We start from the raw sequence: 11,197 nt of genomic DNA on the forward strand, positions 1-11,197 counted from the left end.
GCCGTCCCGGCAGCCGGCCCCGGTTGAACGTCAGCCAGCGTACGCGAATGCCGCCAATCGATGAAATGAATATTCGTTATGCCCGGTCATAGAAATCGTTCATGACTTTCACGCACCTGCGCCAACGCGCAAGCGAGCGCCGCCGATCCGGTGGGTCGGCCGATTCGTCAATTCGGGGAATGGCAAGGGTGACGTTGCGCAACGCGGGACGCGCCATGGCGTTCAGGACAAGCAATCAGGGAACCGCCGGACGAGGGCCGGCGGGGAACCGCCAACCGTCAGAATCCGTCGCCCGACGGCGCGCGCACGAACGCGCAGAGCTGCGGTGAATGCATGTCGATCATTTGCTGGAACGGCGCGCGGTGCCCGTATGCGATGCCCGACACGAGCAACAGGCAGACTGCCGCGATGCGCGGCGAGAACGCGCGCTGGCGCGCGCCGTCGTAGCCGCGCAGGAACACCAGCGCGACCAGCGCGCCGAGCATCCAGCCGACAACGACTTCCGGCACGGTGTGCGAGTGGTCGAACACGCGTGCGACGGCCGTGATCGCGCCGATGGCCAGCCCGGCCGCCACGCCGGGCGCCTTGCCGGACCGGAACGCCTGCCACAGCATCGACAGCGCGACCGTCCACACGGACGTCGACAGCATCGTATGGCCGCTGATCACGCGGAAATCGAATTGCGGCAGCTCGATGCCGCACCCGGCATACAGGATCTTCGTTGCGCCGACGACACCCATGCCGGCGGCGAGCAGCCCGACCCAGCGGGCGGCGAGGCGCCAGTCGGTCAGCGCCAGCCATACCGCGCACGTCAGCGCGATCGGCAAGGTCAGCGCGGCATCGCCGATGTTGCTGATTTCACTCCACATAACGGACTTCGGACAACGATGGAAAGGCAGCAGTTTACCGCATGCGCGCCCCGCGCCTGTGTCAGCCTGTGTCAGGCTGTATCAGCCCGCGACACCGGTAATCAACAGCAGGTTCGTGCCGCTGATGACGACGAACAGCGCCCACGCGGCGACCTGCATCCCGCGGCCGATCGTGTGCTCGCCCATCGTGTTGCGATCGCTGACCGAGCGGATCAGCGGCCACATCGCGAACGGCAACTGCAGGCTCAGCAGCACCTGGCTCCACACGAGCAGCTGCCCGACCGAGCCGTCGCCAAGCCACAGCACGCCGATCAGCGCCGGCACGAGCGCGAGCCCGCGCGTGATCAGCCGGCGCTGGTAGCACGGGATTTTCGTATGCAGGAAGCCGTCCATGATCACCTGGCCGGCGATCGTGCCGGTCAGCGTCGAACTCTGCCCCGACGCGAGCAGCGCGATGCCGAACAGCAGCGCGGCCGCGCCGCCCGCGATCGGCGTAATCAGTTTGTAGGCCTGCTCGATGTCGGTCACGTTGTGCTGGCCGGTCGCATGGAACGCCGCGCCGGCGACGACCAGGATCGCCGCGTTGACGAGCATCGCGACGAACAGCGACACGCAGGTATCGATGCGCACGAGCGCGAGCGTGTCGCGGATCATGCCGCGCGCACCGCCGACGACACGCCGCGTCTGCACGACCGACGAATGCAGGTACAGGTTGTGCGGCATGATCGTCGCGCCGACGATGCCGAGTGCGAGCACGATCGCGTCCTTGCGGTCATGGCCCGGATCGCCCGGCACCAGCCCGCCGACCACCGCATGCCAGTCGGGCGGCGTGATCGCGACCTGCGCGACGAAGCAGAACGCCATCGTCGCGATCAGCCCGAGCACGATCGCCTCGATCTGCCGGAAGCCCTTGCCCTGCAGGCCGAGCACGATCACCGTGTCGAGCGCGGTCAGCACGATCCCCCACGCGAGCGGCACGCCGAGCAGCAGCTTGAACGCCAGCGCGCAGCCGAGGACTTCGGCGATGTCGCACGCGATGATCGACACTTCGGCGGTCACCCACTGCACGACGCGGCCGAACCGGCCGTAGCGGTCGTAGCTGGCCTGCGCGAGATCCTTGCCCGCGACGAGGCCGAGCCGCGCCGCAAGCATCTGCAGGAAGATCGCCGCGAGGCTCGAGAACGCGACGACCCACAGCAGCGAATAGCCGAACTGCGAGCCGGCCTGGATGTCGGTTGCCCAGTTGCCGGGATCCATGTAACCGATCGCGACGAGCAGGCCGGGGCCGAAGAAGCGCTTGAGCTTCTGCCAGCGCGGCGCGCCGGCGTCGATCGTGATGCTGCCCTTTACTTCCGACGGGCAGAAAGGGGCAGTGGCGGTAGTGGGGAGGAAGGGCATGGAAACCGGGAATCGAGATCGCGACAAGCCGATTCTACGGGTATCCGTCCCGTTTTATCGTGCGCGTCGATGCACGCGTCGCAACCCGCCCCGCCGCCAGCGCAATACGCGACGCCGGGCCCCTCGTCCATATCGGGCGACGCGGCGCCGCGATTCAGGATCCTGTCGCGCTCGGCGACGCGAAATTCGGTCGGCGACATCAGGAGGCGCTGGCGAAACAGCTTCGCGAGCCGCTCGCCGCTGCCGAACCCGGTACGCCGTGCAACCTTGTCGGCCGGCAGCGTCGTATGGATCAGCATGTGGCACGCACGCTCGAGCCGCACGTGCTGGACGAACTCGGTCGGCGTCACGCCGATCTCCTTCTTGAAGCGCCGTAGGAAATTACGCTCGCTCATCGCGGCGGTCTGCGCGGCGTTCGCGATCGAGATGCGGTTCACGCTCTGCGCGCGCAGCCGCTGCGCCGACATCCGGATCGACGGGCTCGCGCTCAGTTCGCGGAACGCCCACATCGACTGCGCATAGCGCTGCTCGACCGGCCGCATCAAGTTGCAGGCGATCTCCTGCGCGGCGCTGTCGCCGAGGTCGACGCGAAACATGTCGAGCGCGGCGGCGAACACGTCGGTCTCGCCGGCCTGCAGTTCGACCGTCGTCGCGGTACGGCGCCCGCCGCGGCCGGGCCGCACGTCGATCGCCGCCGACGGCCACCGGGTGGCCGCGAGCGCGGGCAAATCCATCGCATCGACGATCCAGCGCGCATGCCGGCGAATGTCGGTCAGGCGCCGCTGCAACGCGTCGTCCCAGTTGACGGCCGCGCGGTCGCCGTGAAGATGAAAGAACGCGAGTGCACGACGGCCATGCTCGTCACCGAGCGGATCGGCTGCAATTCTCACGCCGGACGACGACTGCAACAGTCCCCCGCTTTCGGATACGTACTTCAACTGGTAATCCGCACTGTACGCATGCAGGCGATTCGCCAGATTGAAGGCCTCGCCAAGACGCGCGGCCTGGGCCAACGAAAACCCCGTACTCAAATAGATAACGACCCACCTCTGATCTGCTGCATTCACTGGCCAAGCCCCCGACTTGTTCGACTTCTTCTAATACCGTCGAACTGTCAGGCTTATATTTGGTTTGAATGCGTGCGACAGGACGGCTATCCCGAAATATGAAGCGACGGCATCTTAGCCGAACGGGTAGCGCCTTTGGCACGAAATGGCCGACGTGGACAGCATGATGGCGGATTACTACAGGCTGTCATGCGTTGCCGGTATGCCGGCACAGAATCACGCATGCGATGACGTGCGATTGTTGCGGCCGTCTTGCGTGGCGATGCACGCGTCGTGTTGCACCGCGCATCGGATGAAGCCGCACCCGCGTATCGGCTCGAACGACATCGATACGCATCGAACGCGCTCGATCGGCACGCACGACATGCGACGCATCGGTTGCCTGCGCATCCTTTAGAATCGATCCACCGTCCACCACGCCAGCCGCGCTCCGTGCCCGCCGATCATCGTCTCGACCTGAACCTGTTTCGCGTGCTCGACGCCGTCTACGTGCACGGCGGCATCGGCGCGGCCGCCCGCGCGCTGCATCTCACGCAACCGGCCGTCACGCACGCGCTCAACCGGCTGCGTGCGCATTTCGACGATCCGCTGTTCGTGCGCCAGGGCAATCGTGTCGTGCCGACCGAACGCACGCGCTCGATCATCGCGGACGTACAGCTGCACCTGAAAGGCCTGCAACGCACGGTGCACGATCCGTCGGCATTCGATCCCGCGACGCTCGACCTGAGCATCGCCGTCGGCATTCGCGACGTGCTGGAATCCATTGCGTTGCCGCGGATCGTCGCCGCATTCGCCGACGAAGCGCCGGGCCTGCGGCTCGTGAGCCGCCGTATCGCGGTGCCCGACATCGAGCGCGAACTCGCATCGGGCAATGCCGATCTCGTCGTCGATCGTCGCGTGCAGACGGGCCCGCGCATCGCGACCGAACACCTGCTCGACGATTCGCTCGTCGTCGCGCTGCGCCGCGATCATCCGCTCGCGTGCGACCCGCTGCGGCGCGGCGACTATTTCGCGGCGCAGCATATCGCGGTGTCGTCGCTCGGCGAGCCGCAATCGCTCGACGTGCTGCTCGGCAACGACGGACGCTTCCGCGATATCCGCCTCACCTGCCAGCACTATTTCGCCGCGTGCCAGATCGCCGCGACCGGCAACCTGCTGGTCACGCTGCCGCACACCTATGCGTTGCGGATGGCCGCGCTGCTGCCGATCATCGTGCGGCCGCTGCCGTTGCGGCTCAAGCCGTTTCCGCTCCTCGCGTACTGGCACGAATCGCGCGACACCGATCGCGCGCACCAGTGGGTACGCGAACGCATTGCCGCGCTCGTGCGCAGCAGCGCCGGCGTCGCGGACGCATAGGCGCGCTGCGCACTGCGCGCACCGTCGCGACAGGAACGGTATGCTGACGGCTGCGCGCCGTCACGCGGCGCCCGCTTTCGACTTCCCGCTTACCGGAGACTTGCCATGTCGCTCATCCAAGCCGCTGCCGTACTCGATGCGGACGCACCCGATTACGTCGTCCAGCTGCAGGCCGGCACGCACGCACTGACCGGCGACGAAGCGCCGCGCGAAGGCGGCCAGGGTCGCGGGCCGGCGCCGTACGAATTCGTGCTGGCCGGTCTCGCGCAATGCACGGCCGCGACGCTGCGCATGTACATGCAGCGCAAGACGTGGCCGGCCGTGCGCATCGCCGTGCGCACCGAGCTACATGCCGATCGCGAAGGCGTGCAGTACGTGCGACGCGTCGTGACGCTCGACGGCCCGCTCGACGACGCGCAGCGCCAGCGCCTCGCGGAAATCTGCGAGAAGACGCCGGTCACGCAGTTCATCAAACGCGGCACGCGGATCGAAACGACGTTGAACTGATGCACGCGGCGAGCGACACGCATGCCGCGTGTCGCCGCCTGAAATGCAAAACGGGCGGGCCGCGCATGATGCGCGACCCGCCCGTTCATCATGACTGCCGGTGGCGCTTACAGTCCGAGCGCGGACAAATCCAGCTTGCCGCCCTTCATCGGCGGGCACCAGAAATACGCGCCCGTCAGCGGCCGCGTGAAGCGGAACAGGCCGTCGACGATCCCGTCGTCGGCCCCGCTCATTCGGCGCATCTGCACGTCGAACGCGCGGAACGAGCAGCCGAACGCGACGAAGTAGAGGCCCGCGCGACGCGCGTCCGACCACGGCGACGAACGGCGCAGCATGAACGCTTCAGGCTCGAAGCTTTCCTGCGCGGTGCGCTTCACATGCGCGAACTCGGGTGCGTCGTCGAGCTCCTCGTTGTCCGAGCGGCGGCGCCCGATGATGTTGTCCATGTCGCCCGACGCAATGCGCTCCATCTGGTCGAAGTCGTGCAGCCATTGCTGCACCGCGACGAAGCTCGCGCCGTCGAGCCCCGCGCCCTGCCCCGTCACGACTGCCGCCGCTACCGCGTCATCGCCTTCCGGATTCTCGGTGCCGTCTTCATAACCGGAGAGGTCGCGATCGTTCGAATAGCGGAACCCGTCGACGGCATCCTGCAGCGCAAATGCCGGCGCGAGCGCGCGTTCGATCGCCCGCGCACGCAGCACGATCTCGCCGCGGTCGTCGGCGCGCAGCCAGACCCACACGTCGGCCGGCGTGGCCGGCAGCGTGCGGTCCTTCACCGAGAACGCCGGGAAGTCGGTCAGGCCCGGCACCGGACGCCCGAGGTGCGCGGCCAGCGACTGTCCGAAACCGACGACCGTGTCGCGTCCGTCGACGATCTCGCGCAGCGCGGCCAGTGCCGCTGCCACATTGCCGTCATTCGAAATCGTGAAAGTGAGGTATCGGGCTGCCGTGTCGATCGGAGCCAGGATGCCTTGCTGAACGTCGCTCATCGTTTCCTCAGGAGTGTATCGGGGGTGAATCTGCAGGGCCGCGGCAACGTGCGCCGCTGGACGCCGAAGTGTAATCGATGCGCCTGCCGGCCCCTGCGTTGCCGCGCCGCGGAACGCCTGCGAAAGCGGGGCCGAAACCCTGAATACTAACCGTATCGACGCAGCAACGCCGCATTCGTCAGACGTTGCAGCGCGCCGTACACTGCTGATAGAATCTTTTCACGTCTTTTCGGCGTCCTTTCAACGTTCACTTCAGAGGAGGTGCAGATGTTCCGAATGCCAGCCACCTTCTCGAACGTGGTCCCACGGCGCAGCTGATCCAGCCCGCCGTCCGCGCCGGCTCCCGAGTTTTCCGCTAACCCGTCAGCCGCGCTTTTCCCGACAGCCCGTTTTTGCGCTCCGCCCGCGTTTACCGCGCGGCCCGGCTGTTGCGTTTTCGACGTTCTCCGAACCGGAAAGTCCCGTCGCGCGATGCGCCGGGCAACGATAAATGACCAGAAAAACCTCCCATCTGGGCGGCCACGCATTCCAGGCCGTCTTCGGCTTCACCCTTCGTTACTGGCGCCAGCAGCCGGCGCGCATCGCCACGGTCGCGGGCTTCGCGCTGCTCGCCGCGCTCGCCGACGTCCTCACGCCGCTGTTCGCCGGCCGCCTCGTCGACGCGCTGTCGACCGGCCTGACCGACCGCGCCGCCGCGTGGCATTCCGCCCTCGTCGCGTTCGGCACGCTCGCCGCGCTCGGCATCGGCGCGACGGTACTGCGCCAGGGCGTGTACCTGAACATCATCACGCTCACGCTGAAGATGATGAGCGAGATCGCCGCCGCGTCGTTCCACCGCGTGCAGCGCTTCTCGACCGACTGGCACGCGAACAGCTTCGCGGGCTCGACCGTGCGCAAGATCACGCGCGGCATCTGGGCGCTCGACCTGCTGAACGACACCGTGCTGATCGCGCTGCTGCCGTCGGTCACGATGCTGGTCGGCGCCACCGTGCTGCTCGGCACGCACTGGCCCGTGATGGGGCTCGTCGTCGGCGCGGGCTCGCTGCTGTACATCTCGGTGACGGTCGCGGTATCGCTCGGCATCGTCGCGCCGGCCGCGCGGCTCGGCAACCTGTGGGATACGCGCATGGGCGGCGCGCTCGCCGACGCCGTGAGCTGCAATGCCGTGGTCAAGGCATTCGGCGCGGAAACGCGCGAGGAAGCGCGGCTCGCGCGCGTGATCGGCAAGTGGCGGCAGCGCACACGCCGCACGTGGGTGCGCGGCACGTTCAACGGCGGGCTGCAGGGTGCGATGCTCGTCGCGATGCAGGCCGCGATGATCGGTGTCGCACTGCGGCTGTGGGCGAACAACGAGGCGAGCGTCGGCGACATCGCGTTCGCGCTGACGATGTTCTTCATGCTGCAGGGCTACCTGCGCGACGTCGGCATGCACATCCGCAACCTGCAGCGCTCGGTGAACGACATGGAAGAACTCGTCGCGCTCGAACGCCAGCCGCTCGGCATCGACGATCGCCCCGATGCGCCGGCCATCCGGATCGGTCAAGGCGAGATCCGCTTCGAGCACGTGACGTTCCGCTACGGCAACCATCCGGTGCCGCTGTACGACGACTTCTCGATGCGCATCGCACCGGGCGAGCGCGTGGGCCTCGTCGGCCACTCGGGATCGGGCAAGACGACGTTCATCAAGCTGATCCAGCGCCTGTACGACGTGTCGGACGGCCGCATCACGATCGACGGCCAGGACATCGCGCGCGTGCGGCAGGATTCGCTGCGCAGCCAGATCGCGATCGTGCAGCAGGAGCCCGTGCTGTTCCACCGCACGCTTGCCGAGAACATCGCGTATGCGCGCCCCGACGCGAGCCGCGCCGACATCGAGCGCGCCGCGCGTCTTGCCAGCGCGCACGACTTCATCGTCGCGCTGCCGGACGGCTATGACACGCTCGTCGGCGAACGCGGGATCAAGCTGTCGGGTGGGGAGCGCCAGCGCGTCGCGATCGCGCGTGCGTTCCTCGCCGATGCGCCGATCCTGATCCTCGACGAAGCGACGTCGAGCCTCGACAGCGAAAGCGAACTGCTGATCCAGCAGGCGATGGAGCGGCTGATGGTCGGCCGCACGACGCTCGTGGTCGCGCACCGGCTGTCGACCGTGCGCGCGCTCGACCGGCTGCTCGTGCTCGATCGCGGCAAGGTGATCGAGGAAGGCAACCACGACGCGCTGATCCGCATCGACGGCGGCATCTACCGCCGGCTGTTCGAGCGGCAGGCGCTGGAGCTCGCGAAGGGGCTCGCCGATTCGCCGCGGCGCATGGTGGACAACGCCGCCGGGCCGCTCGGCGAGCCGGCCGAGGTGTGACGCGGGCGCGTCGCGATGCGGCCCGACGGTGAGGTCATCACCGCCGGGCCGTGCCGGCGACCGGATTCGGATCGAGGCCGTGCCAGGCGCACGGCCTTTTTTCGTCTACGCGACGCGTTCGCCGCCCGCCGCCGATCCGCGCGCCGCCGCGTCGCCGTTTCCGGGATCACTTATCATGTCGACCAGGAAATTTGCAACGAGGGATCGACCATGTTTACAGGCATTGTTCAGGGTGTTGGCACCATCAAGACCGTCGCGGATCACGGGGAACTGAGAACCTTCAGCATCGAATTCCCGGAACGGTTCACCGACGACATCGAGATCGGCGCCAGCGTGTCGGTCGACGGCGTCTGCCTGACGGTGACGACCATCCATTCGCCGGAGCTGATCGACTTCGACGTGATGCTGCCGAGCCTGCGGATCACCACGCTGGCCGATCTCGCGACCGGCTCCCCCATCAACGTGGAGCGGGCCGCGAAGGACGGCGCGGAAATCGGCGGGCATCCGTTGTCGGGCCATGTCGACTTCACCGGGACCATCCTGCACATCGCGGAGTCCGAGCACAACCGGATGGTACGCATTGGCGTGCCGGACGAGTTCAGGCGGTATGTGTTCGCGAAGGGCTATATCGCGATCAACGGCTGCAGCCTGACGGTGTCCGACGTCAACCGCGACGAAGGCTGGTTCGATGTCTGGCTGATTCCCGAAACGCGACGCGCGACGACCTTCGAAACGAAGGGCGTGAACGACAAGGTCAACATCGAGATCGAGCGCAGCACGCAGGTGGTCGTCGATACGATCCGCGAATCGGTCAAGGAAACGCTTGGTGAGCTAACCGGCGTCGTCACGGCGCTGCTGGCGGAAAAAGGCATCGACATCGAGGAACTGCTGGCGCGCAACGTCACGCGGCTGCCGGAAAAGTAACGAATGCCCGCGTGCTAGGTGATCCGCTGGATCACCGAGTACCGGCCGCCGTCAAGAAACACCTCGACCCACGGCTCCGATCCCTCGAAGGTCCAGAGGACGAGTCGAGGTCGACAGGTTCGTCGTCGTCCGCGAAGCGGTAGCGATGGCACGGCCTGGCAAGACGTTTCGCGTCGGTCAGAAAGTCGTCCAGCGTCATCGAACGTCTCTCGGTTGGTGTCCGGTATTCAGTGAACTGAAACACCGCTCGGCCGATGGAGACGGCGGTGGTCACGTACCCTTTCGCCCCGCCTCACTCCGCCTCGGCCTGCGTCCCCTTCCCCACCGCCACGCGCTGCGCACGGTAAATCCCCGCGTGCCCCGAAAACAGATACGCGACGACACACGCGACGATCGCATACACGCCGATATCCGCGCCGAACAGTTCGATCGCCATGATCGTCGACGCGATCGGCGTGTTGGCGGCACCCGCGAACACTGCGACGAACCCGAGCCCCGCGAGGACCGGCACCGGCAGCGCCAGCACCTGACCGAGCGCGTTGCCGAGCGTCGCGCCGATGTAGAACAGCGGCGTCACTTCGCCACCCTTGAACCCCGACGCGAGCGTGACGACGGTGAACCCGAACTTGCCCGCGAAATCGTACAGCGGCAGCGGGCCGTGAAATGCGGCTTCGATCGTCGGGATGCCGAGGCCGAGATACTGCGGCACGTTCAGAACGGTGGCCGCCACGGCGACCAGCAGGCCGCCGAGCACCGGCTGCAGCGGCGCGTAGCGGACGACGCGGCGGAACCACGCGGTCAGCGCATGCGTCGCGAACGCGAACAGCCGCCCGACCACGCCGAACGCGACGCCCGCGACGATCGTCACGGCCAGCCCCGTCGCCGACACGGCCGGCACGAACGGAATCGCATAGGCCGTGTGATGCACGCCCCATGCGCGGCACACGACGTCCGCGACGATCGCGGACGCGACGCAGGTCAGCAGCGCGTCGTATCGCACGCGCCCAATCGCGAGCACTTCGAGCCCGAACACGGCGCCCGCGAGCGGCGTGCCGAACACCGACGCGAAGCCGGCCGCGATGCCGCCCATCAGCAGCACGCGGCGATGCTCGCGATCGAGGCGGAACACCTGCGTGACGCGATCGGCAAGCGCGCCGCCCATCTGCACGGCCGTGCCCTCACGGCCGGCCGAACCGCCGAACAGGTGCGTGACGACGGTCGCGACGAGCACGAGCGGCGCCATCCGCTTCGGCACGAGCGCCTTCGGATCGTGAATCTCGTCGATCAGCAGGTTGTTGCCGCGCGCGACCGACTGGCCGAAACGGTGATAGATCCAGCCGGTCGCGAAACCGGCGGCCGGCAACCCCCACAGCAGCCACGGATGCGCGACGCGCGTGCCGGTCGCCCAGTCGAGCGCGATCAGGAACAACGCGGAAGCCGTGCCGGCGAGCGCGCCGAGCAGCGCCGAGAGCGCGAGCCAGCGGCACACGTAGCGCACGGTCGCGAGAAGATCGGAAGAAGTCGTGAAAAACATGATTTCCAGATTCGACGGAACATCAAAACCTGGGCGGCAGAATACCGCATGGACGGCCTGCGACCTCCTGACGACCCAGGAACACGCAGGCATCATCAGCCGGGCAAACCGGCGGTTGAGGGCCGCACCGCGCACAACGCGCCGGGAGCGGCCGCAGGGAGGCATGCCATCTCCGCAGGCCGCCATTGTACGCGACGCCG

General features: G+C 67.3%; 9 protein-coding genes and 1 riboswitch. Of the genes, 4 read left to right on the top strand and 5 right to left on the bottom strand.

The features are described from left to right. Positions 1 to 278 precede the first annotated feature (278 nt). The 3 genes from KEC55_RS23110 to KEC55_RS23120 form a co-directional block, all read right to left on the bottom strand. Entirely contained in the window at positions 279 to 869 is a 591-nt protein-coding gene (locus tag KEC55_RS23110) for a phosphatase PAP2 family protein (protein WP_282511167.1), read from the bottom strand. 81 nt (positions 870 to 950) lie between these two features. Beyond that, the gene (locus KEC55_RS23115) at positions 951 to 2,267 is read right to left on the bottom strand and encodes an Nramp family divalent metal transporter (protein ID WP_176046056.1); all 1,317 of its coding nucleotides are present in this window, start codon (positions 2,265 to 2,267) and stop codon (positions 951 to 953) included. Further along, on the bottom strand, positions 2,216 to 3,280 hold the full coding sequence (locus tag KEC55_RS23120) for a helix-turn-helix domain-containing protein (RefSeq protein WP_282511169.1): 1,065 nt from the start codon (positions 3,278 to 3,280) through the stop codon (positions 2,216 to 2,218). Before KEC55_RS23120 ends, KEC55_RS23115 begins: the two co-directional genes overlap by 52 nt. A gap of 486 nt (positions 3,281 to 3,766) precedes the next feature. Between KEC55_RS23120 and KEC55_RS23125 the strand changes: the two genes are divergently transcribed. Beyond that, positions 3,767 to 4,690: a LysR family transcriptional regulator gene (locus KEC55_RS23125; protein ID WP_282511171.1), complete on the top strand. Its 924-nt coding sequence runs from the start codon at positions 3,767 to 3,769 to the stop codon at positions 4,688 to 4,690. A 105-nt stretch (positions 4,691 to 4,795) separates the two neighbouring features. Continuing rightward, entirely contained in the window at positions 4,796 to 5,197 is a 402-nt protein-coding gene (locus KEC55_RS23130; protein ID WP_176046060.1) for an OsmC family protein, read from the top strand. A gap of 107 nt (positions 5,198 to 5,304) precedes the next feature. On the opposite strand, the gene KEC55_RS23135 is transcribed toward KEC55_RS23130, so the two are convergent. After that, positions 5,305 to 6,186, bottom strand: a complete 882-nt coding sequence (locus KEC55_RS23135) for a Dyp-type peroxidase (RefSeq protein ID WP_282511173.1) — start codon at positions 6,184 to 6,186, stop codon at positions 5,305 to 5,307. Between the two features lie 490 nt (positions 6,187 to 6,676). Here KEC55_RS23135 and KEC55_RS23140 point away from each other — a divergent pair, with 490 nt between their 5' ends. Both KEC55_RS23140 and KEC55_RS23145 read left to right on the top strand, forming a co-directional pair. After that, positions 6,677 to 8,539 (top strand): ABC transporter ATP-binding protein, encoded by a 1,863-nt coding sequence (locus tag KEC55_RS23140; protein ID WP_282511174.1) that lies wholly within the window; start codon positions 6,677 to 6,679, stop codon positions 8,537 to 8,539. A 210-nt stretch (positions 8,540 to 8,749) separates the two neighbouring features. Beyond that, the gene (locus KEC55_RS23145) at positions 8,750 to 9,463 is read left to right on the top strand and encodes a riboflavin synthase subunit alpha (RefSeq protein ID WP_282511401.1); all 714 of its coding nucleotides are present in this window, start codon (positions 8,750 to 8,752) and stop codon (positions 9,461 to 9,463) included. A gap of 292 nt (positions 9,464 to 9,755) precedes the next feature. Here KEC55_RS23145 and KEC55_RS23150 read toward each other — a convergent pair whose 3' ends face one another. Continuing rightward, positions 9,756 to 10,997: a voltage-gated chloride channel family protein gene (locus tag KEC55_RS23150; protein ID WP_282511175.1), complete on the bottom strand. Its 1,242-nt coding sequence runs from the start codon at positions 10,995 to 10,997 to the stop codon at positions 9,756 to 9,758. 79 nt (positions 10,998 to 11,076) lie between these two features. Further along, positions 11,077 to 11,180: riboswitch (Fluoride riboswitch) on the bottom strand. Positions 11,181 to 11,197 lie beyond the last annotated feature (17 nt).

The organism is Burkholderia cepacia, from assembly GCF_029962485.1.
Taxonomy (GTDB): Bacteria; Pseudomonadota; Gammaproteobacteria; order Burkholderiales; family Burkholderiaceae; genus Burkholderia.